The sequence below is a fragment of the Bacillus sp. RB3 genome (assembly GCF_030164735.1).
In the GTDB taxonomy this organism is placed as follows: domain Bacteria; phylum Bacillota; class Bacilli; order Bacillales; family Bacillaceae_G; genus Bacillus_A; species Bacillus_A cereus.
On sequence record NZ_JASNGE010000010.1, the window covers coordinates 166,078 to 188,940 of the forward strand.

Consider the following 22,863-nt stretch of genomic DNA (forward strand, 5'->3'; position numbering starts at 1 on the left):
AATTTGTAACAAATTGTAGAATATAAGGAGCTGAAAGGGTGTGATTACGATATTTATCGCTAAAAGAGAAAACGGAGAGAAAATTCATTTACTCTATAATTGTAATGAAAAGCTTTTGCGCCGTATGTGTCAACAAGAACGATTCTTTTGTGTAGCTTGTGGAAAGGAAGTGCAAATGAAATTAGGGAAACAAAAAAGTTGGCATTTTGCTCATAAAAAAGTGAATTCATGTCTTGCCTTTTATGAAGCGGAATCAACGTATCATATGCATGGTAAAGAATTGTTATATAGATGGTTCAAGCGTCAAAACTTTCAGGTGGATATAGAGTACTACCTTCCAGAAATTAAGCAACGACCAGATGTTTTTGTAGAGAGGGCGGGCAGAAAAATTGCAATTGAATACCAATGTGCAAACCTCGCTATAGAGCAGCTGTACAAAAGAACATATTCGTATTGGCAAGCTGGTATACAGGTCATTTGGATCGTTGGTGGAAATCAATTGAAAAAGCAATCTGCATATTGGATGAAATTTTCCTCACTTATGGCTTTCTCCTTACAATCTTATCCTCAGCCACTTCTTATTTTCTTCTGTCCGAAACAAAAATCATTTATGAAATGTGCATTTGTCACTCCCTTTTCTACAAATGTTTTTTTCTCACATACTATATATTTACCAACTGATACGACTACTTTTGAAATGCTTTTTTCTCCCGTTCCTTTCGGGAAAGAAAGATTGGGTGAAGAGTGGGAGAAGAGAAAGAACTACTTCCGCAAAAATGCCCTGCCGATTTGGAATTATAATTATAAGTCATTATTACGCCTCTTATATCAATTTAAATGTACCCCAGCAAGCTTTCCTTCTGAAATTGGTGTTCCACTCCCTTCTGCATTTGCTTTACAAACAAACCCATTTATATGGCAAGCTTTCCTCTATATGAAGTGTATAGGGGAGCTTGCAGTGGGAGAGTGTATTTCTCTTCAATACGTGTGTAGTTATGCAAAAAGGTATACGAAAAGGCGGATACTTCCGTACTTTTCAAAGCACATATGGAAAGTGGCAGTTACTGAATATATGACATTTTTATGCTATATAGGTGTTTTGTGTAAAGTGGGAACTTATACGTACCGGAAAATAAGGGATGTCGTGATGTTAAAATCAGAGGAGGAAATTATGAAACATGATGAGATTTGCTTAATACATGCGCTATCTTTATTTGAGGCAAATTTTAACATGAGAGGAGGAAAAGGGGATATAATAAAGAATGATTGTGAAGGAATTACATAAGAAAAAACGAATTGTACTTAAGTAGAGATATTAAAAGGAGGGCTTAAAGAATGTCTGAACAAAACAAAGCGAAAGCATTACCAGATCGCAACGAGATTGAAGAAGCAAGTACGTGGCGATTAGAAGATATTTTCCAAACGGATGCAGAATGGGAAAAAGAATTCCAAGCTATTAAAGAGCTATTGCCGAAGTTAACTGAATTTAAAGGGAAACTTGGTGACTCTGCGGACAATTTACTTGAGGCATTGCAATATGAAGATGAAATTTCAATGCGATTAGGTAAGTTATATACATATGCTCATATGCGTTACGATCAAGATACAACAAACTCTGTATATCAAGCATTAAATGATCGCGCAACAAATTTATATTCACAAGTATCTAGTAGCACAGCGTATATTGTTCCTGAAATTTTATCGATTTCAGAAGATACACTGCAAACATTCTTGAAGGAAAATAGAGATTTAAGTGTATATGAACATGCATTAGAAGAAATTACACGTCAACGCCCGCACGTATTATCAGAAGCTGAGGAAGCTTTATTAGCGGAAGCGTCTGAAGTAATGAGTTCATCAAGCAATACATTCGGTATGTTGAATAACGCGGATTTAAAATTCCCATCTATTAAAGGGGAAGACGGAGAAGAAATAGAAATTACACATGGCCGTTACATTCAGTTTTTAGAAAGTGATGATCCTCGTGTTCGCAAAGATGCATTTAAAGCTGTATATGAAACGTACGGAAAATTTAAAAACACATTCGCAAGTACGTTAAGTGGAGCAGTGAAACGTAATAATTTCAATGCGCGTGTTCGTAAATATGATTCTGCTCGCCAAGCTGCATTGAGCAATAATAATATTCCGGAAGCAGTATACGATCAACTCGTTGAAACAGTAAATGACAACTTACATTTATTACACCGTTACATCGATATTCGTAAGCGTGCACTAGGACTTGATGAGCTTCATATGTATGATTTATATACACCACTTGTACCAGAAGTGAAAATGAATGTGAAATACGAAGAAGCGCAAGACCTTTTATTAAAATCTTTAAACGTACTTGGTGATGAATATGTTGATATTTTGAAAGAGGCATATGAAAATCGCTGGGTAGATGTGTATGAGAATAAAGGAAAACGAAGCGGGGCATATTCATCTGGTGCATATGGAACAAATCCGTATATTTTAATGAACTGGCATGATAATGTAAATAATTTATTTACACTTGCTCATGAGTTTGGTCATTCGGTGCATAGTTACTATACAAGAAAAACACAACCGCACGTATATGGTGATTATTCCATCTTCGTAGCAGAAGTGGCATCTACTTGTAATGAAGCACTTCTAAATGATTATTTATTAAAAACGACAGAAGATAAGAAAGAGCGTCTATATTTATTAAATCATTATTTAGAAGGGTTCCGTGGTACTGTATTCCGTCAAACGATGTTTGCAGAGTTTGAACATATTATTCATAAGAAAGTACAAGAAGGACATGCTGTCACGCCAGACATGCTAACGGAAATTTACTACGATTTAAATAAGAAATATTTCGGTGACGCTTTAGTAATCGACGAAGAGATTGGTTTAGAATGGTCTCGTATTCCACACTTCTACTACAACTATTACGTATATCAATACGCAACAGGATTTAGTGCAGCGACAGCTCTATCTAAACAGATTTTAGAAGAAGGACAACCAGCAGTAGAACGTTATATTAACGAGTTCTTAAAAGCAGGAAGCTCTGATTATCCAATTGAAGTGCTGAAAAAAGCAGGAGTAGATATGGTATCTCCTGAACCAGTAAAAGAGGCGCTACAAGTATTTGAAGAGAAATTAAATGAATTAGAAGCATTATTATTTGAAGAAAAGTAATGAAAAAGACGAGGGATTGTATCCTCGTCTTTTTTGTTGAATAGATTTAATGTCGATATTTGTTGAAGAGAAAGGTGGATTTTTTTGTTTTTTCTAACTGAAAGGATAGCTTGACGGCTGATTTTTGAAATTAAAACCCTTTGAATCGTTTTTTATAATTGAAATAAGAGAGTGTGATAACGATGATTCCGAATAAAAGAGGTAAGGCAATAATTTTAGGAAAAGCTTGTAGTAGAGAGAGGATGTACAAGAAAAAAGAAACGATGACAGCTAGAAAGAGAAGAGCAATATAAGATTTTTTCATAAATAAACCCCCTAAATGACCTTTTTTATAGCTTATTCAAAAATGAAAACGTTTAGAATGTGACAAAAGTGTGAAATTCGACAAAAGGGGTTGTCATCTGACGTCGAATCTTGTAATATAATAAGCGTGAACGAATTCACATACAAACATATACCCCTTTGTTTGAACGTGAAAATTTCTCCCATCCCCTTTAATATTTTTATAAGCCGTAAAGAAGAAGACCTGGTGTTTACACCAGGTCTTTTTCTTTTGCTATCCATTTCCAATAACGTTCGCATTTTACTTCTATCATTTGTACTTTTCGTTTCAGTTGTAATTTTTTTAGTTCGCGTTCAATTTCTTGTTGCGGACAGTCATAAATAAATGCTACTTCTTTTGAAGATATAAATTGTGTTGCTTCTAGTAGCACTTCTAAAGGTGGTAATGGTTCTGGCTCAATTTCACATTTTACAAGTTCTTTCAATAATTGTACGTATACATCGTAGGAATAATTTCCAGCGATTTTAATACCTTCTTCATCTGAGTTCGCATGAAAAAAGACGAGGGAAGGTATTTCTGTAATATGCATTTCATTCGTGAATTTCAAGTCACATTGGAAAGCTTTTTTTGCACTAGCAGAATGTAGATCTTTTTTAAATTCTTCTACATCAATATTGCTATCTCTCGCACATGCAAGTAATAGTTCGCAATCAGGGTTTGATACATTTTCAAGGAAAATGTATTCTTGGAGTTTTCGCAAAAACTTCGAACCTGCTTTTCGGCCTTGCAACTCCGCTGCCTTAATTGCCATCGAAACTAAATATGGTGTTGACGATGCTTCTTGCATATGTACCTTTCCATCACATGAAAAACCTTGTAAACTGGTTGTCTTTTCCCACACAAATCGAATATTAGCAGGTTTATTCCATTTGTGTGAGGAAGCGTTCGTTCCATCCACTTTCCCTGTTACGATATGACGAATAGAGAAGTATTTCCCGTATTCAAGCCATAGTTTAATAATAAAAGGCTCAATTTCCCAGCAATCTTTACAAAGTGGATCAATAAATAAATATGCTTCTACAGACTTATGCTCGCATGCGGAAGGAGATGGCATATTTATATGCTTTGCTTCCTGCTTATCCATTACACTTCACCTGTTTCGTTTGGAGTATTAACCATATGCTGAGCGGTTAATGCTAAACGTTCAAAAACAAACTCTCTTATATGACCATGCACTCCAGTATCATCCATTGCTTGCTCCATACATGATAGCCAAGCCTCTGCTCGTTTTGGGGTAATCTCAAACGGGAGATGGCGTGCTCTTAACATAGGATGACCATGTTCTTCAGTGTACAAATTAGGACCACCTAAATATTGGGTTAAAAATTGCTTCTGCTTCCTAGCGGTTTCTGTTAAATCTTCCGGGAAGATGGGAGATAAGTCAGGGTGTTTACTGACATAGGAATAAAATGTATCTACTAATATTGCAATGCATTGTTCACCGCCAATTGCTTCAAATGGTGTCATCGGTTGCTTGCTCATCCTTTATAAACTCCTTTTTCCATGAAATGTATATCTATTGTAGCAATGGAATGTTCGAGAGGGCAAATAAACAGCCTTCTCAAAGATTCTTTGCTTATTCTACGGGTGTAACCTTTTTTAGTGAGATGTATCCACTAGTGAAACATATTCACTAGTGGAATTTTCACTTTAGCGTGCTTTGTTTTGTTTGGCAAGGAAAAAGCGTTTTACTTTGTTATTTGTATGGCGAACAGGTATGTTATGTTGCGTTAATAAATCAATAAATGCAGCTTTTCCTGTTTCTTCATCTTGCACTTCAAATTCAATTTCATAATCATCGTGATTGTAATAGAAACTATGATCAAAGACAAGCGTTCCGCCTTTAAATAATGTTTCTGCTCTTTCTGTTGTTAAACTACCCATATATGTTAAAGCAGAAACAGGAATTTGTAATTTGTGTAATTGATCTACTACTGCTCCTTGAATGATTGTGTTAGTTTCCATCATCATTTTTGCTTCGTCTTCTGTTACGACTTGATGCGTTTCTAATAAACCGATTTCTGCAGGTTGTTTCAACGTTAACGTATAAGTTTCTCCTTTATGACGAATACGAAGTGCAGAGCCAGCTTCTTTTAACGAGAAGTCAGGTGTTTCAAAGTAGTGATTCACTTGTTTTGTAAATGCTTCAATAGAAAACGATTTACATAATGTATCGAATTCTTCTTTTGTAACGATATTTTTGAATTCAATTTCAATTTCTTGTGTCATTGTATAATCTCCTTTTGAAAAATAATTCTTTACACATTATCGCTTTTTCATAAATTTGGTTCAATGTTTTATTTGTTTGCGTCCATGTTATGATACAATAATACTGTTAAGTAAGACAGGAAGTTGAGATGGAGGAGTTAGAGCATGCAAAATAAAATCCAAGTTAAGAGCGTAGAAAAGAGAGAGAATGCTCTTATTTTTTGTGCGGAAAATAGTGAAATAGAGGTAAAGGAGTTAAGTGCGCGTAATCACGTACTTGTAGACTCAGACAATTTATTATTTTTATATATCTTAGAAAATGAATCATCTTTCATTTATGTAAGTATTCCGCACACATGCTGGGAAGCAATGCATGAAGCGATGAATAACGATGTGGTTATGTTCGTTCGCGTGAATGACATTGAAATGGAATTAGAAGGATTAAAAGAAGAAGTAGAATATTTAGTTGAAAATATTGAAGGTAATGCAAATTACGGAGAAGAACTAGTAACTGCTGTAGAAAAAGTATTTCTATAAGCAAATGGATTGATTTTGGTGGTGGTTGAAATGAATCGAAATTGGGAAGAATTTTTAGCACCTTACCACCAAGCGGTGGCAGAGCTGAAAGTGAAACTAAAAGGAATGCGTACTCAATTTGCAATGTTAACAGAGCATTCTCCAATTGAGTTTGTAACAGGAAGGGTAAAGTCGGTTGCAAGTATTATTGATAAAGCGGAGAAGAGAAATGTACCGCTAGACCGATTGAGAGAAGATATGCAGGATATTGCTGGGCTTAGAATGATGTGTCAATTTGTTGATGAGATTAAGCCTGTTGTAGAATATCTTCGAAAACGAAATGACTTTGAAATCGTGGAAGAACGTGATTATGTTACGCAAAAGAAAGATAGCGGTTATCGTTCTTATCATGTTGTCATTAGTTATCCTGTTCAAACGATTCAGGGTGAACAAAAAGTATTGGTAGAAATCCAAATACGCACGCTAGCAATGAACTTTTGGGCAACAATTGAGCATTCTTTAAATTATAAATATAGTGGACGTTTTCCTGAAGATATTAAAATAAGGTTGCAACGTGCAGCTGAAGCGGCGTTTTTATTAGATGAAGAAATGTCTTCTATTCGTCTTGAAATTCAAGAAGCGCAAAAGGCTTTTTCAAGAAAGCAAGAAACGAAAGATTCTGAATCATAAACTAAAGGGTGTTGGGCGATGAAATTTACAATTATGTCAAAGGGAGATCAATCATCAGATACACTGGCAAGCACGATGAAAGAGTACTTGCTAGATTTTGGATTTATAATGGATGAAAAGGAACCCGATATTGTAATTTCTGTTGGGGGAGATGGAACGCTTTTATATGCGTTTCATCGTTATTATAATCGATTGGATGAAACAGCATTTGTTGGTGTACATACAGGACATCTAGGTTTCTATGCAGATTGGTTACCGACAGAAGTAGAGAAATTAGTAATTGCAATTGCGAAAACACCATTCCAAGTGGTGGAATATCCGCTTTTAGAAGTTATTATTCGCTATGTGAATGGAAGTAAAGAGTCACAGTATTTAGCGATGAATGAGGCGACTGTAAAAAGTGCAGAAGGTACATTAGTAACAGAAGTAGAAATACGCGGAGAATATTTTGAAACATTCCGCGGAGACGGCCTTTGTATCTCTACTCCTTCAGGAAGTACCGCGTATAATAAAGCGCTTGGCGGAGCGATTATTCACCCATCTATTGAAGCGATACAAATTGCAGAAATGGCGTCCATTAACAATCGTGTATTTCGTACTGTAGGATCGCCACTTGTATTGCCGAAGCATCATACATGTGTGTTAAAGCCAGCTGCAGGAATGAACTTACAAATTACAGTGGATCATTTAACGATGGTTCATCAAGATGTGAAATCAATCCAGTATCGCGTCGCAAACGAGAAAGTACGATTTGTTCGTTTCCGTCCATTCCCGTTCTGGAAACGAGTTCGTGACTCGTTTGTTGCAGATAAATAGAAAGGGTTATATATTTGAACAGATTTACATTGAAATGGGATATAGGTCCGGCTGAAGAGGGAACTTTAGTTAGGGAATTTTTGAAAACGAAATGTATTTCTAAAGCCGCTTTAACGGATATAAAGTTTCACGGCGGGGCAATTGAAGTAAATGGTCAACATGCGAGTGTTCGTCATCAGTTGCGTGCTGGTGAAGAATTACGTGTCTTTTTTCCAGTTGAGGAAAGAAGTGAAGGGATGATGGCAGAAGATATCCCTTTAAGCATTGTATATGAAGATGACGCGGTTCTTATCATTAATAAAGAGGCGAACATGTCAACGATTCCGTCTAGAGAACATCCGACAAGGAGTGTTGCCAATGCGCTTTTATCTCATTATAATAAGCAGCACCTTGCAAGTACAGTGCACATCGTAACACGTTTAGATCGTGATACTTCGGGGCTTATGCTTATTGCAAAAAATCGTTTCGTGCATCATCTTTTATCGAAGCAGCATCAACAAAAAGCTGTGAAACGAACGTATGAAGCAATTGTTCACGGAAAGATTGTAGAACGAGAAGGAATGATTGATGCACCAATTGGTCGAAAATCTGATAGCATTATTGAGCGAACGGTTTGTGAGGATGGACAAAGGGCAGTTACTCATTTTAAGGTAATTGATAGTACATATCATAAGACACATGTAGCGCTTGAGCTTGAGACAGGAAGAACGCATCAAATTCGTGTGCATATGGCTCATATAGGACATCCGTTACTTGGTGATAGCTTATATGGAGGGAGAAGGGATGAAATGAAACGGCAAGCACTTCATAGTAAATCTTTGACGTTTTATCATCCTATTTTAGAGAAAGAGATGTCTTTCACTATAAAGCTTCCAAGCGATATGCAAGAAGTGTTGCGGCATACTTAAAAAGGGGACAAAATTCTTATATTATAAAGAATTTTGTTCCCTTTTTTCTTAGCGGAATAATATTAAAATTTGGTTTTCACCCGTACGCTTTATAACGAAAAATCCACTTTCGGCTTTTGTAGCAATGCCATTGTCATTTGGACGACAATATCCATGTGCTTCGCAAGTGCCGTCATCACGTACTAACATTTGTCCAATTAATCCGACAGGAAGCCACTCGGCGCGATCTTTTCTTGCTACATATTTGCAAGTTGGATCCCATTCTGTATTTAAAAGAGGTTGTATTTCTTCGGCTTCCGTCCATACATATTGGCGTTTTCCAAAGTTATCTGTTTTATAACGTTTTTGCCAACTTAAAGCCCCGCTATTTCCTATAAGGGCAGGGGTTGCACTAGATATTCCTAAAATGAACGAATCGCGTGAAGTAGCTATCCGAATTTTTTCTTCGTTACTAAATGTAACGAAATAACCGACATCAATAGGTTTATAACCTTCGGTTTCAAACATTTGTGCAAAATCCGTTCCGCTTGCATTGTAAGACGCGCCCTCAATGTACATTTCTCCATTATGAGCAAGCCATTTAGCCCCGATATTATGGTCGGTGTCGCTTACACCATTTGCAATAAACCAAGAATAAGCTTCTTCTGCAGTGCCGAAGCGCCCCATAATATGGCTACCTGCAAAATGAGCTGTTGATGTATGATGACCTTCCGCATGAGAAGAGGATCCGTTAGCGATAGTTGCGTTTCCTTCTGCGTGTGCTGCTTCGCCTAAAGCAATTGTCTGTTTACCCTCCGCATGAGAATAAGCCCCGCCTGCTGTCGTTTCACTTCCCTCACTATGCGAACTATGTCCAGTTGCTTTTGAGTTTGATCCTTCTGCATGAGAGAAAGAACCTTTTGCGTGTGTTAATAAGCCTTCCGCATGTGCTGCCATGCCCTCCGCATGAGAGTGAAGCCCCTCTGCATATGCATATCGGCCGCCCCTTTTAACTTTTGTATTTTCAGGTGTAGGTGTCTCAATTATGAGTGGTTTTTCAATTTGTATATCATTCGATGAAGCTAATGCTTCTTTTATTTTTTTTACTTTGTTTATAATAGCAGCTGGAATTTCTGGTTCCACTTTTTTATTCATTGCTACAGAAATATTTTCTTCCGTCTTTTCTTCTGTTTGGTTAGAATGTAGTATCTGTTCATCTTGATTTGAAAGCTGTTTATTTTTTTGTTGCATCTTTATTTTTCTGCGATCGATTATGCGGCTCATCACAGCATTTTCTAAAGAGACATATGTTGGTTTTACTTTGCTTTTTTTTGATGACTCTTGTTCTTCCAGTTCTTCTATCGCTGCAGCCCGAATACTACACCAGTTGTTAATTCCGTACATGGGCAGATATAAAGGGGGGAATTTTCTTTTTTGTTTAGAAGATTTTTTCTTCATTCTGTCACCTCCTGCGACATTATATGTAGTGTAATTAAAAAAAGATGCACTTTATTGCATCTTTTTTTAATTACTTTACCTAGTTTCATATGAAATCTGCCTAAATAATATGGTAATTTCTCGCTAAGTAAGGTAGTTATGAAATTGGACGGAATTTCTCAGCGACAAAAGGTAAAGAAGAAGGGACAGAGATAGTCTCCATTTCAGGATAACGTAATCCGGTTAATTTGCCACCAAATACAGCACCAGTATCAATATTGACTGTCTGATTGACGAATCGAGGTTCTGCTACTGGTGTATGTCCATATACAATCCAAGCTTGCCCCTTGTATTCTTGCGCCCAATCGCGACGGACAGGTGAGCCATCGGCATGCTTTTCTCCTGTAATATCACCATATAATACAAAGGTTTGTACTTTTTTATCTCGTCTTCCTATGTAATCTTGCCGAATCCCAGCGTGACATACGATTACTCTTTTTTCATCTAGTATGTGGTAGAGCGGTGATTGTTCATAAAGAGTGATAAACTTTTCTTTTATAATGTTTTGCTTATTAGGAGGAAGTGCCTCATATTCAGCAACAGTTGTTTCAAGTCCGTGAGCGACTGTTACATTACGCCCAAGAAAAAATCGATATAGTTTATTACAGTGATTTCCAGGAGCGTAATAAGCTTCTTTTTTATGTATGACAAGTTCCCATACAATTTCAATCATACGTAATGAATGAGGACCACGGTCTGTAATATCGCCAACGAATGCAAGTTTACGTTGGTCAGGGTGAACCGGTAGACCGCTACTCCAGTTATATCCTAGCTTCTCTGTTAAATTTTGAAACTCTTGGAAGCATCCATGAATATCTCCTATAATGTCATATTTCATATTTAAACCTCCATCGTATTTTTCATTAGTATATCTAAAAAAGGATAGAGATAAAAATATAGCGTTTTTGTGTTGTTCATTTAAACATAAAGATTTTCGTTCTTGAGCGAACATTTAAAATGAATCCAATCGCAATCATGTATGTAAGCAGTGAACTTCCTCCGTAGCTCATAAGAGGTAATGTTATCCCTGTAATGGGGAGTAATCCGATTGTCATCCCGATATTTTGGAATACTTGGAAAGTAAACATTCCGATTGTACCAGCGCAAATGTAACTACCGAAAGGATCATTACTTTCTAAAGCAATATGAATCATTCGAAAAATGAGTAAGAAAAAAAGAGAAATAATGACACTTGCGCCTAGAAATCCAAATTGTTCAGCGACATTAGTGAAAATAAAATCTGTATGTGGTTCTGGAAAATATACTTGTCCATTTTCCCACCCTTTTCCTTGCATTTCTCCGGATCCAGTCGCTAAGAATGCTTGTCTTAATTGATAGCCTTGTGCATCATATTTGTAAGGTGCTAACCATCCGTAGAAGCGATTTAATTGATATTCTTTTAAAATGTGTGCTTTAAAGAAATCTGTGTGAGTAAAAAAAATATATATTAATGTAGTTCCAGCAACGAAAGTAGCTGAAACTAATCCGAAAATAAAACGCCATCGTATGCCAGAAACTAGTATCATTGCTGCAAGCATCGCTGAAATGACCATTGTATTTCCTAAATCTGGTTCCTTTGCGATGAGTAGTAGTGGTGGCAAACTTGTTGCAAATATTTTTCCAAGTAGTAAAAAATCGTCATGTATTGTTTGGGAAAAATATTTCTCATTATGGTTTGCTATAATTCGTCCAATGACGATAATTAAAAATAATTTCATAATTTCAGAAGGCTGAAAATTTCCGATGCCTGGGAGCCTGTACCAAGCGGTAGCGCCTTTAATTGTAACGGCACCTGGTACTTGAAGTTCTAGTCCAATAAGTAGTACCATTGCAAAGCTGTACAAATACCAAGCAATTTTTTGATAACGATCGAAGTCGATAATCATAATAACACCAATGGCTATAAATCCAATGAAATACCATTGGATTTGCTTTAGTACAAAATTGACGTTTTGTAAAAATGGCGGTAAAGAGGCTTGCGCACTTGCAATAGCACAACAACTAACAATCCCAATGGCAAATAAAATAAATAGTAATACGTAGTCTATTTGATATTGAGAATTTGGATCTTTCAATGTAGGTATTCCTTTCTACTGCTCTTTATAGTAATGGATTTTATCCCGCATTAATGGGCAGTAAGACCCCTACCTCAAAATTCAGCGAAAGCGAAGAAGTTAGGTGGGGGATCAACTGCCCGTAAAAGCCCGATTGGTGAGAGCTGATTAAAGTTTCACTTTATAGTATGAGAAAGAATGTATGAACTATACGAATGATTCACATATAGTCCATACACTTTTAATTTTGCAGAGTAGTTTAATTGTTTAACTCTTTAATAATTATATCCAAACAATGGGAAAGACGTACATGTGCGTCAGGAAAAATATCTAGTTGATGAAGATAGTATTTTAAGGAACTTTTACACCATTGGTAAGCACTAAGTAGAGCTGCTCTATAGTCTGTAGTATTTTGTAAAAAGCCATATTCTTTTGCTGTTATAACGAGGTGTGTGAAATCTTCACAACCTTGAAGGAGCTTATTGTGTATTTGTTGTCCAGCATGGTAGCGAAATTGACTTAAAGGCTCAGAAATGTATATTGCATTTCCTTTAGAAAGTAAAGAAATCCATGAGGCCATATCAACACTACAAGAATATTGTCGCTCTTTAAGGGTGCCAAAAGGTTCAGTGAGCAATTCCTTTCGGAACAAGGTAGTTGTAGGCTCACCGATAATGTTGTGTCCACCCTTTAACATCCAATTACCTAAAAATATCCCGTTTAATGGGGTGTCTTCACTATATAACTTTTGTGTTGGATGGGAATCACCTATTAGATTTCCATGATCATCAATGCGTACTCGATAAGAAGTAACAAGAGCAAGATTTTTATTGGGATCTTGCTCAAAATAGGTCATCATTTTTTGTATTTTATGCTTATAAAACACGTCATCGTCCATTAAAAAATTTATATACTCACCATTTGATTTTTCTATGAGCATAAGGTCATTGTGAAATTGTCCTAGAGTAGGGATATTTCGAATGTATGTTATATTTTTATAATTTGGTAAGTATTGTTCGCGTATTAAAGTTGCTGTTTCATCATTTGTACTATCATCTCCGATGATGATTTCAATATTAGAATAAGTTTGTGCCAATGCACTTTCTAGAGCAATTTTGAAATAATGAGGCCGATTATAAGTGGGAATAAGGATGGAAACGAGAGGTGGATTTTTTTCATTCATCATACATAACTTCCTTTCAGAAGCTTTTTTTTGTAAGAACAATATCTTGGTAACTTGTATATTCATGTCTGCCGCACCATAAACCGTAATGCGGCTTATTGATTATTTCTAGGCCGTACTTATTCAATAGATTGCAAATATCTGTCTCAGGATAAGCAACTGCGAAATTCGGAATATCTTTATTTACAACGTAGCAATTTTCGATTCGATGATAAAAACCTAATGTACTTTGTCCTGCATTTAAATAATAGGACGATTCAGGATTTATAAGAAAGAATGTAATGAAACATCTCCCGTCTTTTTTTAATACACGTACAATTTCAGATACGTAATGTTCTAATTCTTTTGGGAGAAGATGCGTAAATACAGAAGTTAAAAAGATAAAATCGAATGTCCCGTCTTCATAGGGGAAACGATATTGAGAGGCATCTTCTTTTCCTTCTGGATTATAGAATTGATTGTATATGTCAACATGTTCAAAGTGAAAATTATTACGCATAGTTGAAATGTTATTTTGACACCAAGTAATTCCATCTTTAAACAAATCAAATCCATAATACGCTCCATCATCATTTAAGTAATTCAATAATGGTACAGCCATTCGACCGACGCCGCAGCCTACATCTAATACTTTTTCATTTGGTTTTAAAGCGCCAATTTGAATAAAATGCTTTAGGAACTCTTTTCCAACTTTTTTGAAGTCGCCACCTACATATTGGACGAGTTCAGGAGGGGGGAGTAAAGTCATTTCTTTGTTAAGTTCACTCATGAGTATACCCCTTTCTTGTATGAGAAGATGTAGTAAATCTATTAATAAAATTTTCAATTTGTATTGAGAGAACACAGGAAAACAATTGTTATATGTAAGGAGATTCCGAAAAAGAATACTTAATTGGATTAGAAGTGAGAGAAGGATGAGTGAAAATGAAATCTCCTATAGATTAAATCTTTTTTATTCTTTTCTCCAATAAACGCCAAATACATCAATTTTAGTAATAGGGGCTTTTAAATTTCGTTGGTTTCTAAAGTCTGTCACAGCCTCAGCGCATGGCGGTAGCCCGTAGTCATCGATAATTATATAGCCACCTTTAGAAACTTTATCATATAAGTTCACGAGACCATCCATTGTGGATTCGTACATATCACCATCAAGCCGTGCAATTGCTATTTTTTCAATTGGTGCTGTTGGTAAAGTATCTTTAAACCAGCCTTTTAAAAATTTCACTTGATCATTTAGTAAATCATATTTTTTGAAATTCTCTTGTACTTGTTCTAAAGAGACGCGTAAATAATCGAATGTGTGCAAATAATCACCGTAATCTTTTGGATATTGTTCTAGATTCGGTGCTGGCAAACCTTCAAATGAATCAGCGACCCACACATTACGATTTGTAATGTTGTTTGCTTGTAAAAAACCATTCATAAAAATGCACGATCCTCCGCGCCATACACCTGTTTCAATAAAATCTCCCTCTATATTTTCACGAACAACGGTTTCCATTGCCTCTTGTAATTGGTTCATACGTTCTCGACCGATCATGCTATGTGCTGCTCTTGGCCAATCCATTCCATCATGGCGTTCACTTTTTGAAACATTTGGTTTTACAATTTTTAAGTTATGGTTTTCAGCATATTGCTTAATGAATAAAGGGAGGGGGACTGTAACTGGCTCGAATTCTAGTTCTTTTGAAATATGTAGAGATGCGGGTAAGTATGCCTCATATTCTAACCATATTTCAAATAAAATGGTCTTCTTTAGCAATTCGAGATAAAGCTGAACAGCAGATTTACTTTCCATATTTGTGCCTCCTGCAAAATGTCATACAACAATATGATTATGTAGATAGCGAATGTTTCATGATTGAATTTGAAATTGAAAAAGCAGTAAAACTGATATCAGTTTTACTGCTAAGTAAAAAATTAAGCGATTTTTTCAATAATAATAGATGCATTTGTACCAACAGCTAATGATAGCCCAAGCCCTGTAACGATTACTTCAATTAATGATGGAGTTGTCGTAATTTGCGTAATTGCTTGAACAACGATAGGTGCTCCAACTGAGATTAAAGTGGCCCCAGTACCTGGAACAGATACCCCATTTACTTGGATTGTAAGTCCTCCTAATAGACTTACTGCTGCAGTGTATACGATAACGGTAATTTTATAGAATCCAGTTTGACTAATTACGAAAGTATCAGGATCTAATTGAGAAATTGCTGTACCAAACTGAGATCCAACAGTATTAAATGGTACTGGAGCATTAAGTCCAATATCCAAAGAAATCCCAGCGGAGTTAAATGCATACAATCCTGCTGGAAGCCCTAGTCCAGATGGTCCAGTCGGTCCAGTCGGTCCAGTCGGCCCCGTAGGTCCAGTAGCCCCAGTGTCACCAGTCGGCCCTGTAGGTCCAGTAGCCCCAGTGTCACCAGTCGGCCCCGTAGGTCCAGTAGTCCCAGTGCCACCAGTCGGCCCCGTAGGTCCAGTAGTCCCAGTGCCACCAGTCGGTCCTGTAGGTCCTGTAGGTCCCGTAGGTCCAGTTGGCCCGGTAGGTACAGTCGGCCCCGTAGGTCCAGTAGGTCCAGTCGGCCCGGTCGGCCCAGTCGGCCCAGTCGGAAGGGTAAACGGTGGTATCGGTGGTAATGTAGGTCCTACAAGATTAGGGTCAAATGCACTAGCTGATAAAGATTCATCGGGATTTAATCCATTTGAATAATTATTATTTGACATAAATTCACCTCCATAAAGCGTTCATTATATAGTAGATGCAAAACCGAAAGAAAATGACACGGACATTTGAATTATTGAAAAGAAATCTTAAACTACTTGAACAATTTAAAAAAATGGAAAGTTTAGTATATGTATAACATATGATTGATTTGGAAGAGGGTGATTATGTTGAACAAGCAAGGAATTACAATTAGTTTATGTATGATTGTTCGAGATGAGGAGGAGACAATAGCCCGTTGTTTAGAAACAGTTGAAAAAATTGTGGATGAAATTATAGTAGTTGATACAGGTTCCGTCGATCGAACGAAAGAAATCGTAGAGAAATACACTTCTAACATATATGATTTCCAGTGGATTGATGATTTTGCAGCAGCAAGAAATTTTTCTTTTTCAAAAGCGACGCAAGAGTATATATTGTGGCTAGATGCAGATGATGTCTTATTAGAAGATGCTCAAGAAGCATTGAAACTTTTAAAAAGAGAATTAGATCCTAAAATTGATGCTGTTTCGATGCCTTATCATCTTGCAATGGATTCTAACGGGAAACCTTTATATTGTACAAAAAGAAATCGACTTGTAAAGCGTGAAAAACAATTTCAATGGTTTGGAAAGGTTCATGAGTATTTAGCTATTTCTGGTGAGGTTTTTAGTAGTAATGTTGCTATTACACATAAAAAAGAAAAAAAAGTAACAAATCGTAATTTGAAAATTTTTCAAAATACTGTAGCGGCAGGTGAAGAATTAAGTCCGAGAGATTTATTTTATTACGCAAATGAATCTACGGATAACCAAAAATATGATGATGCAGTTCTTCTATATGAAACATTTCTTAATCAAGACGAAGGATGGTATGAAGAGAAAATTTATGCATGTGGTAAGTTAGGAGATTGCTATGCAAAGCTAGGAATGTGGGAGAAGGCAATCGAATCTTGTGTGAAGTCGTTTCGGTATGACGTCCCTAGAGGAGAGAATTGTACAAGAATAGGATATATATATATGGAACAAGAAAAATATAATGAAGCGATATTTTGGTTTAAACTTGCCACGGAAGTACCAATGGCAACGGAAAGTCCTTTCCATAGTCCAGCTAGCTACACATGGCTACCCTATTTACAAATGTGTATTTGTTATAGCAGGTTAGGGGAGCAGGATAAAGCGTATTATTACAATGAATTAGCAGCTTCTTATGTTCCGAATAATGCTGCAATTGAATATAACCGTAAATATTTTCGGGGAGTTTTTGATAAACCATATAAAGTGTAATAGGTTTCGTTTTTTAGAAATGATTTATCGCTATTCTAACTCTAATAGATTGGTTATATATTAGAGTATCAGTAACGTAACCAATATAAATAAAAGATTTTATACTGCTATTTGCGGGCTAATAATCATTGGGGGATGAACAAAATCTGCACTTTATAGAATTCATATGAGATTTATATTTCTAATTCAATTTGCATAAGGAGTGTGTGAAATGAATCGCGAAAAAAGTTCTTTATATGAAGAAAAATCCGAGCATTATTATAATGCAGCGAATCCGAATTTATTAAAGCATATAAAAAAGGAATGGAAAGAAGTTCTTGATATTGGTTGCTCGAGCGGTACATTGGGAGCAGCTATTAAAGAAAACGGTACACGTGTATCAGGAATAGAGGCATTTCCAGAGGCGGCAGAAAAAGCGAAGGAAAGACTAGATCATGTTATTTTAGGGGATATAGAAAAAATAGATCTTCCTTATGAGGAGGGGCAATTTGATTGCGTCCTATTTGGGGATGTATTAGAGCATTTATTTGATCCGTGGGCTGTGATTGAAAAGGTTAAGCCATATATAAAGCAAAATGGTATGATTTTAGCAAGTATACCAAACGTTGCTCATATTTCAGTATTAGCTCCCTTACTTGCTGGAAATTGGACGTATACAGAATATGGTTTATTAGATAAAACACATATTCGTTTCTTTACATTCAATGAAATGCTAAGAATGTTTTTAAAAGCAGGATATTCAATTAGTAAAGTAGATCGTGTATATGTTGATCATAAAATGTATGAGCCGCTTATTGAGGAGTTATATGGAATTTGTAAAAAATATCGTCTTGGAAGTGGCTTCATGGCTGAGACAGTTGTATTTCAGTATATTATTGAAGCTGAAAAATCACAATTATGAGTGCTGCAGACAAAACAATATTATTTGTTACATGCATAAATGATCGGAAATTGTATGCAAACTGCGTGCGACATATATTGCAATTGTTAGTACCGCCAGGGTATATTGTCCAATTTATGCCGATTCGAAATGCGAAAAGTATGACGAGTGGATACAATCAAGCCATTTCGCATCCAGCGAAGTATAAAGTGTATTTACATCAAGATGTTTTTATTATAAATAGGGCTTTTTTATACGGATTACTTCAATTATTTGAGGAACATGAAAACCTTGGGATGATTGGGATGGTTGGAGCGCAATATGTTCCTCCGACTGGCGTATGGAACGAAGGGCGTGGAATTGTAGGAAAAGTCATTGGTTATATGAATGATTTGTTTTATATGGCAAGTTTAGAACAACCGTATCATGAATCAAAAACATTTATTCCTGTAGAATGTATTGATGGTTTATTAATGGCGACACAATATGATGTTCCGTGGCGAGAAGACTTATTTGACGGATTTGATTTTTATGATGTATCTCAATCATTTGAATTTAAAAAAGCAGGATATACAGTCGGTGTACCTGTACAGCGCGATGCTTGGTGTATCCATTATCATTTTGATGTGAATATGACGAACTATGAAAAGTATCGGAAAATATTTGTGGAACACTATATGTCAGATGTAAATAAGGAAGAATAAAAGGGGGGACAAAAATGAAAGATCATACAATATTAGTCGTTGTTTGTGTAAATAATGAGGAGCTTTTCAAACAATGTGAGAGCCAAATAAGAAACATTTTTGTTCCCTCTGGTTATGTCGTGCAAATTTTTCCGATACGAGATGCGCAAAGTATGGCAAGTGCATACAACCGAGCCCTTTCATATCCAGCGAAATACAAAGTGTATATACATCAAGATACATATCTTATTAATCGAGACATGTTTTCTACACTTATATCTCTTTTTAAAGAAAATGAAAAGCTTGGTTTAATAGGAGTCGCTGGGGCTCAGTTTTTACCGAATAACGGGATATGGTGGGAAGGAAAAAATTTAGTAGGGAAAGTGATTGAGTATAGAAGACGGAATTATCAATTATTAAATTTAGATCAGGTTTTTTATGGTAATCAACCATTTTTGTCAGTTCAGGCAATTGATGGTTTATTCATGGCAACGCAGTATGATATTCCGTGGCGAGAAGATTTGTTTCAAGGGTTTCACTTTTATGATGTGTCACAGTCTTTAGAGTTTCAAAGGGCTGGTTATTTAATTGGTATCCCAAATCAAGCAAATTTATGGTGTATTCATTACAACGGGGATGAGTTTGATGTGGATACATATGAGAAGTACCGGAAAGTGTTTGTAGAACATTACAAAGATATATTATCTCCATCATAAAGGAGAGATGAAAAGTGAAAGGAATTATTTTAGCAGGTGGTACTGGATCGAGATTATATCCAATAACGAAAGTAACGAATAAACATTTACTTCCTGTTGGTCGGTATCCGATGATTTATCATGCGGTATATAAGCTAAAACAATGCGATATTACAGATATTATGATTATTACGGGTAAAGAGCATATGGGGGATGTTGTTAGCTTTTTAGGGAGTGGTCATGAATTTGGAGTGTCCTTTACGTATCGTGTGCAAGATAAAGCGGGCGGGATCGCACAGGCGTTAGGGCTTTGTGAAGATTTCGTCGGGAATGATCGTATGGTAGTTATATTAGGGGATAATATTTTTTCAGATGATATTCTTCCGTATGTTGAAGAGTTTGCAAATCAAAAAGAAGGTGCGAAAGTGCTATTGCAATCTGTAGAAGATCCCGAAAGATTTGGTGTAGCACATATTCAAAACCGAAAAATAGTTGAAATTGAAGAAAAGCCGAAAGAGCCGAAAAGTTCTTATGCGGTTACGGGAATTTATTTGTATGATTCGAAAGTCTTTTCTTATATTAAAGAATTAAAACCTTCTGCACGGGGAGAACTTGAAATTACAGATATAAATAATTGGTATTTAAAACGAGGGGTACTTACTTATAATGAAATGAGCGGCTGGTGGACTGATGCGGGAACTCATGCTTCGCTTCAAAAGGCGAATACGTTAGCGCGTGATATTAATTTTGGGAAACAGTTTAACGGAGAATAGGTGAGAATATGAAAGTTGTAGAAACAAATTTTACCGATGCAAAATTGTTAGAACCGAGGTTGTTTGGAGACGAGCGTGGCTTTTTTTCAGAGAGTTATAATAAGCAGGTGCTAGAAACATTAGGGATAACGTATTCATTTGTACAGGATAACGTATCTTATTCGGCTAAGGCAGGAACGATTCGGGGACTACACTTTCAAAAAAAACCGAAAGCACAAACGAAACTCATTCAAGTTATGCAAGGGGCAATTTATGATGTTATCGTTGATTTACGAAAAAAATCACCAACATTTAAACAATGGAAAGGATATATTTTAAGTGCAGATAACCATCGGCAATTACTAGTGCCAAAAGGGTTTGCGCATGGATTTTGCACGCTTGTTCCGCATACTATCGTTATGTATAAAGTAGATGAATATTATAGCGCAGAGCATGACTCAGGATTACTTTGGGAAGATAAAGATTTAGCAATTCCTTGGCCAGTAACCGATCCTATATTGTCCGATAAGGATCAGATATTACCATTATTAGAGAAATATGAAGATAGTTTTTAAGTAGGAGCGTTGTTTATGAATATATTAGTGACAGGTGGGGCTGGATTTATTGGAAGTAATTTCGTTCATTACATGCTACAAAGTTATGAAACATATAAAATTATTAATTACGATGCCTTAACATATAGCGGGAATTTAAATAACGTAAAATCTCTTCTGGATCACCCGAATTACTCTTTTGTAAAGGGAGAAATTCAAAATGGAGAGCTATTAGAACACGTTATAAAAGAGCGAAACGTACAAGTGATTGTAAATTTTGCAGCCGAATCACATGTGGACCGTAGTATTGAAAATCCGATTCCTTTTTATGATACAAATGTAATTGGGACGGTCACTTTATTAGAACTAGTTAAAAAATATTCGCATATAAAACTTGTGCAAGTATCAACGGATGAAGTGTATGGCTCTTTAGGAAAAACAGGGAAGTTCACAGAGAAAACGCCGTTAGCTCCAAATAGTCCATATTCTTCAAGTAAGGCGAGCGCGGACATGATAGCTCTATCTTACTATAAAACATATCAATTACCGGTTATAGTAACGCGTTGTTCTAACAATTATGGACCGTACCAGTATCCTGAAAAATTAATTCCATTAATGGTTACGAATGCACTAGAAGGAAAAAAACTACCGTTATATGGTGATGGTTTAAATGTAAGAGATTGGTTACATGTAACGGATCATTGCAGTGCGATTGATGTTGTTCTGCATAAGGGACGTGTAGGAGAAGTATATAATATAGGTGGAAATAATGAAAAAACAAATGTAGAAGTTGTGGAACAAATTATTACTCTTTTAGGAAAAACAAAAAAAGACATTGAATATGTTACAGATCGTTTAGGGCACGATCGTCGTTATGCGATTGATGCAGAGAAAATGAAGAATGAATTTGATTGGGAACCGAAATACACGTTTGAACAAGGATTACAAGAGACGGTGAAATGGTATGAAAAGAATAAGGAATGGTGGAAACCACTAAAAGATTAGTAAGGGGCATGTTAAATGAAAGAGAGGGTTATCATAACAGGAGCAAACGGTCAATTAGGAAAGCAACTATTTGAAGAGTTAGACTCTGAAGAATATGATATATATCCATTTGATAAAAAGTTATTAGATGTGACAAATATATCCCGAATACAACAAGTGGTACAAGAAATAAAACCACATATAATTATTCATTGTGCTGCCTATACGAAAGTAGATCATGCGGAGAAAGAACAGGATTTTGCGTATAGAATAAATGCAATCGGAGCTCGAAATGTAGCGGTTGCTTCACAATTAGTAGGGGCGAAGCTAGTTTATATTAGTACTGATTATGTATTTCAAGGTGCCAGACCAGATGGATACGACGAATTTCATAGTCCAGCGCCGATAAATATATATGGGGCCTCTAAGTATGCGGGGGAGCAGTTCGTCAAAGAGTTACATAATAAATATTTTATCGTTCGCACATCGTGGCTATATGGTAAATATGGAAATAATTTCGTGAAAACGATGATGCGATTAGGAAAAGAAAGAGATGAAATATCCGTTGTAGCGGATCAAGTTGGCTCTCCTACGTATGTGGCGGATTTAAATATGGTTATTAATAAGCTCATTCATACTTCTTTATACGGTACATACCACGTATCAAACAGTGGTTCATGCTCTTGGTTTGAATTTGCACAAAAGATATTTTCATACGCCAATATGAAAGTGAATGTATTACCTGTTTCAACGGAAGAATTCGGGGCTGCAGCTGCGAGGCCCAAATATTCTATCTTTCAACATAACATGCTACGATTAAATGGTTTTTCACAAATGCCGTCTTGGGAAGAAGGATTAGAGCGGTTTTTTATAGAAACCAAAAGTCATTAACAAATTTTGAAGTGCACCCCAATTGTTAGACACAGTCTAACAATTGGAGGTGCATTTTTTATGGCTAAATTTTCTTCA

At 36.1% G+C, this 22,863-nt stretch carries 25 protein-coding genes; 14 read left to right on the plus strand and 11 right to left on the minus strand.

Annotated elements, in window-relative coordinates; all coding sequences use genetic code 11:
- Nucleotides 1-40 precede the first annotated feature (40 nt).
- Both QO049_RS15385 and pepF read left to right on the plus strand, forming a co-directional pair.
- Nucleotides 41-1,285 carry a competence protein CoiA gene (locus QO049_RS15385; RefSeq protein ID WP_284489319.1) on the plus strand — a complete coding sequence of 415 codons (1,245 nt, stop codon included), beginning with the start codon at nucleotides 41-43 and terminating at the stop codon, nucleotides 1,283-1,285.
- Between the two features lie 50 nt (nucleotides 1,286-1,335).
- On the plus strand, nucleotides 1,336-3,162 hold the full coding sequence (gene pepF, locus QO049_RS15390; protein WP_284489320.1) for an oligoendopeptidase F: 1,827 nt from the start codon (nucleotides 1,336-1,338) through the stop codon (nucleotides 3,160-3,162).
- Between the two features lie 130 nt (nucleotides 3,163-3,292).
- Here pepF and QO049_RS15395 read toward each other — a convergent pair whose 3' ends face one another.
- The 4 genes from QO049_RS15395 to QO049_RS15410 form a co-directional block, all read right to left on the minus strand.
- A complete protein-coding gene (locus QO049_RS15395; protein ID WP_000750355.1) occupies nucleotides 3,293-3,466 on the minus strand; it encodes a hypothetical protein in 174 nt (57 codons plus the stop codon).
- Nucleotides 3,467-3,695: 229 nt separating this feature from the next.
- Complete coding sequence (locus QO049_RS15400; RefSeq protein WP_000360656.1) at nucleotides 3,696-4,589, minus strand: ClpXP adapter SpxH family protein; 894 nt, start codon at nucleotides 4,587-4,589, stop codon at nucleotides 3,696-3,698.
- On the minus strand, nucleotides 4,589-4,987 hold the full coding sequence (locus QO049_RS15405) for a globin domain-containing protein (RefSeq protein ID WP_000043386.1): 399 nt from the start codon (nucleotides 4,985-4,987) through the stop codon (nucleotides 4,589-4,591). Before QO049_RS15405 ends, QO049_RS15400 begins: the two co-directional genes overlap by 1 nt.
- Before the next feature lie 168 nt (nucleotides 4,988-5,155).
- Nucleotides 5,156-5,734 carry a CYTH domain-containing protein gene (locus QO049_RS15410; RefSeq protein ID WP_000191120.1) on the minus strand — a complete coding sequence of 193 codons (579 nt, stop codon included), beginning with the start codon at nucleotides 5,732-5,734 and terminating at the stop codon, nucleotides 5,156-5,158.
- 144 nt (nucleotides 5,735-5,878) lie between these two features.
- On the opposite strand from QO049_RS15410, the gene QO049_RS15415 reads away from it, so the two are divergent.
- Genes QO049_RS15415 through QO049_RS15430 form a run of 4 tightly spaced genes read left to right on the plus strand, consistent with a single transcriptional unit; the run spans nucleotide 5,879 to nucleotide 8,643 of the window.
- Nucleotides 5,879-6,250: a UPF0738 family protein gene (locus QO049_RS15415; RefSeq protein ID WP_246962328.1), complete on the plus strand. Its 372-nt coding sequence runs from the start codon at nucleotides 5,879-5,881 to the stop codon at nucleotides 6,248-6,250.
- A 30-nt stretch (nucleotides 6,251-6,280) separates the two neighbouring features.
- Complete coding sequence (gene yjbM, locus QO049_RS15420; protein WP_001081482.1) at nucleotides 6,281-6,919, plus strand: GTP diphosphokinase; 639 nt, start codon at nucleotides 6,281-6,283, stop codon at nucleotides 6,917-6,919.
- Between the two features lie 18 nt (nucleotides 6,920-6,937).
- Nucleotides 6,938-7,735 (plus strand): NAD kinase, encoded by a 798-nt coding sequence (locus QO049_RS15425; protein WP_000673190.1) that lies wholly within the window; start codon nucleotides 6,938-6,940, stop codon nucleotides 7,733-7,735.
- A 14-nt stretch (nucleotides 7,736-7,749) separates the two neighbouring features.
- Nucleotides 7,750-8,643 carry an RluA family pseudouridine synthase gene (locus QO049_RS15430; protein WP_098876456.1) on the plus strand — a complete coding sequence of 298 codons (894 nt, stop codon included), beginning with the start codon at nucleotides 7,750-7,752 and terminating at the stop codon, nucleotides 8,641-8,643.
- A 48-nt stretch (nucleotides 8,644-8,691) separates the two neighbouring features.
- Here QO049_RS15430 and QO049_RS15435 read toward each other — a convergent pair whose 3' ends face one another.
- From QO049_RS15435 to QO049_RS15465, 7 genes are all read right to left on the minus strand, one after another.
- Nucleotides 8,692-10,080, minus strand: a complete 1,389-nt coding sequence (locus QO049_RS15435) for a peptidase G2 autoproteolytic cleavage domain-containing protein (protein ID WP_058839332.1) — start codon at nucleotides 10,078-10,080, stop codon at nucleotides 8,692-8,694.
- A 136-nt stretch (nucleotides 10,081-10,216) separates the two neighbouring features.
- Nucleotides 10,217-10,957: a bis(5'-nucleosyl)-tetraphosphatase PrpE gene (prpE, locus tag QO049_RS15440; RefSeq protein ID WP_000872694.1), complete on the minus strand. Its 741-nt coding sequence runs from the start codon at nucleotides 10,955-10,957 to the stop codon at nucleotides 10,217-10,219.
- A 76-nt stretch (nucleotides 10,958-11,033) separates the two neighbouring features.
- A complete protein-coding gene (locus QO049_RS15445) occupies nucleotides 11,034-12,194 on the minus strand; it encodes an FtsW/RodA/SpoVE family cell cycle protein (RefSeq protein ID WP_000654700.1) in 1,161 nt (386 codons plus the stop codon).
- Between the two features lie 238 nt (nucleotides 12,195-12,432).
- Entirely contained in the window at nucleotides 12,433-13,359 is a 927-nt protein-coding gene (locus QO049_RS15450) for a glycosyltransferase family 2 protein (RefSeq protein WP_098218417.1), read from the minus strand.
- A 13-nt stretch (nucleotides 13,360-13,372) separates the two neighbouring features.
- A complete protein-coding gene (locus QO049_RS15455; RefSeq protein ID WP_001292838.1) occupies nucleotides 13,373-14,125 on the minus strand; it encodes a class I SAM-dependent methyltransferase in 753 nt (250 codons plus the stop codon).
- 183 nt (nucleotides 14,126-14,308) lie between these two features.
- Nucleotides 14,309-15,154, minus strand: a complete 846-nt coding sequence (locus QO049_RS15460) for a TylF/MycF family methyltransferase (protein ID WP_000444386.1) — start codon at nucleotides 15,152-15,154, stop codon at nucleotides 14,309-14,311.
- Nucleotides 15,155-15,276: 122 nt separating this feature from the next.
- Nucleotides 15,277-16,083 carry a BclA C-terminal domain-containing protein gene (locus QO049_RS15465; protein ID WP_284489321.1) on the minus strand — a complete coding sequence of 269 codons (807 nt, stop codon included), beginning with the start codon at nucleotides 16,081-16,083 and terminating at the stop codon, nucleotides 15,277-15,279.
- A gap of 165 nt (nucleotides 16,084-16,248) precedes the next feature.
- Between QO049_RS15465 and QO049_RS15470 the strand changes: the two genes are divergently transcribed.
- From QO049_RS15470 to rfbD, 8 genes are all read left to right on the plus strand, one after another.
- Nucleotides 16,249-17,346 (plus strand): glycosyltransferase, encoded by a 1,098-nt coding sequence (locus QO049_RS15470; RefSeq protein WP_000932913.1) that lies wholly within the window; start codon nucleotides 16,249-16,251, stop codon nucleotides 17,344-17,346.
- Nucleotides 17,347-17,557: 211 nt separating this feature from the next.
- Nucleotides 17,558-18,247 (plus strand): class I SAM-dependent methyltransferase, encoded by a 690-nt coding sequence (locus QO049_RS15475; protein WP_284489322.1) that lies wholly within the window; start codon nucleotides 17,558-17,560, stop codon nucleotides 18,245-18,247.
- Complete coding sequence (locus tag QO049_RS15480; RefSeq protein ID WP_001271187.1) at nucleotides 18,244-18,930, plus strand: glycosyltransferase family protein; 687 nt, start codon at nucleotides 18,244-18,246, stop codon at nucleotides 18,928-18,930. The genes QO049_RS15475 and QO049_RS15480 overlap by 4 nt, the downstream gene beginning before the upstream one ends.
- Nucleotides 18,931-18,944: 14 nt before the next feature.
- A complete protein-coding gene (locus QO049_RS15485) occupies nucleotides 18,945-19,625 on the plus strand; it encodes a glycosyltransferase family protein (protein ID WP_065704582.1) in 681 nt (226 codons plus the stop codon).
- A 14-nt stretch (nucleotides 19,626-19,639) separates the two neighbouring features.
- On the plus strand, nucleotides 19,640-20,377 hold the full coding sequence (locus tag QO049_RS15490) for a sugar phosphate nucleotidyltransferase (protein WP_000676160.1): 738 nt from the start codon (nucleotides 19,640-19,642) through the stop codon (nucleotides 20,375-20,377).
- A gap of 8 nt (nucleotides 20,378-20,385) precedes the next feature.
- A complete protein-coding gene (gene rfbC / locus QO049_RS15495) occupies nucleotides 20,386-20,931 on the plus strand; it encodes a dTDP-4-dehydrorhamnose 3,5-epimerase (protein ID WP_065704580.1) in 546 nt (181 codons plus the stop codon).
- Nucleotides 20,932-20,946: 15 nt separating this feature from the next.
- Nucleotides 20,947-21,915 (plus strand): dTDP-glucose 4,6-dehydratase, encoded by a 969-nt coding sequence (gene rfbB / locus QO049_RS15500; RefSeq protein WP_001024163.1) that lies wholly within the window; start codon nucleotides 20,947-20,949, stop codon nucleotides 21,913-21,915.
- 15 nt (nucleotides 21,916-21,930) lie between these two features.
- A complete protein-coding gene (rfbD, locus tag QO049_RS15505) occupies nucleotides 21,931-22,785 on the plus strand; it encodes a dTDP-4-dehydrorhamnose reductase (protein ID WP_048568771.1) in 855 nt (284 codons plus the stop codon).
- Nucleotides 22,786-22,863: the final 78 nt, after the last annotated feature.

Coding starts and splice junctions, on each gene's coding strand:
- pepF (WP_284489320.1), top strand. CDS start 1,336: ATGTCTGAACAAAACAAAGCGAAAGCATTACCAGATCGCAACGAGATT.
- QO049_RS15395 (WP_000750355.1), bottom strand. CDS start 3,466: ATGAAAAAATCTTATATTGCTCTTCTCTTTCTAGCTGTCATCGTTTCT.
- QO049_RS15400 (WP_000360656.1), bottom strand. CDS start 4,589: ATGGATAAGCAGGAAGCAAAGCATATAAATATGCCATCTCCTTCCGCA.
- QO049_RS15405 (WP_000043386.1), bottom strand. CDS start 4,987: ATGAGCAAGCAACCGATGACACCATTTGAAGCAATTGGCGGTGAACAA.
- QO049_RS15410 (WP_000191120.1), bottom strand. CDS start 5,734: ATGACACAAGAAATTGAAATTGAATTCAAAAATATCGTTACAAAAGAA.
- QO049_RS15415 (WP_246962328.1), top strand. CDS start 5,879: ATGCAAAATAAAATCCAAGTTAAGAGCGTAGAAAAGAGAGAGAATGCT.
- yjbM (WP_001081482.1), top strand. CDS start 6,281: ATGAATCGAAATTGGGAAGAATTTTTAGCACCTTACCACCAAGCGGTG.
- QO049_RS15425 (WP_000673190.1), top strand. CDS start 6,938: ATGAAATTTACAATTATGTCAAAGGGAGATCAATCATCAGATACACTG.
- QO049_RS15435 (WP_058839332.1), bottom strand. CDS start 10,080: ATGAAGAAAAAATCTTCTAAACAAAAAAGAAAATTCCCCCCTTTATAT.
- prpE (WP_000872694.1), bottom strand. CDS start 10,957: ATGAAATATGACATTATAGGAGATATTCATGGATGCTTCCAAGAGTTT.
- QO049_RS15450 (WP_098218417.1), bottom strand. CDS start 13,359: ATGATGAATGAAAAAAATCCACCTCTCGTTTCCATCCTTATTCCCACT.
- QO049_RS15455 (WP_001292838.1), bottom strand. CDS start 14,125: ATGAGTGAACTTAACAAAGAAATGACTTTACTCCCCCCTCCTGAACTC.
- QO049_RS15460 (WP_000444386.1), bottom strand. CDS start 15,154: ATGGAAAGTAAATCTGCTGTTCAGCTTTATCTCGAATTGCTAAAGAAG.
- QO049_RS15465 (WP_284489321.1), bottom strand. CDS start 16,083: ATGTCAAATAATAATTATTCAAATGGATTAAATCCCGATGAATCTTTA.
- QO049_RS15470 (WP_000932913.1), top strand. CDS start 16,249: ATGTTGAACAAGCAAGGAATTACAATTAGTTTATGTATGATTGTTCGA.
- QO049_RS15475 (WP_284489322.1), top strand. CDS start 17,558: ATGAATCGCGAAAAAAGTTCTTTATATGAAGAAAAATCCGAGCATTAT.
- QO049_RS15480 (WP_001271187.1), top strand. CDS start 18,244: ATGAGTGCTGCAGACAAAACAATATTATTTGTTACATGCATAAATGAT.
- QO049_RS15485 (WP_065704582.1), top strand. CDS start 18,945: ATGAAAGATCATACAATATTAGTCGTTGTTTGTGTAAATAATGAGGAG.
- rfbC (WP_065704580.1), top strand. CDS start 20,386: ATGAAAGTTGTAGAAACAAATTTTACCGATGCAAAATTGTTAGAACCG.
- rfbB (WP_001024163.1), top strand. CDS start 20,947: ATGAATATATTAGTGACAGGTGGGGCTGGATTTATTGGAAGTAATTTC.
- rfbD (WP_048568771.1), top strand. CDS start 21,931: ATGAAAGAGAGGGTTATCATAACAGGAGCAAACGGTCAATTAGGAAAG.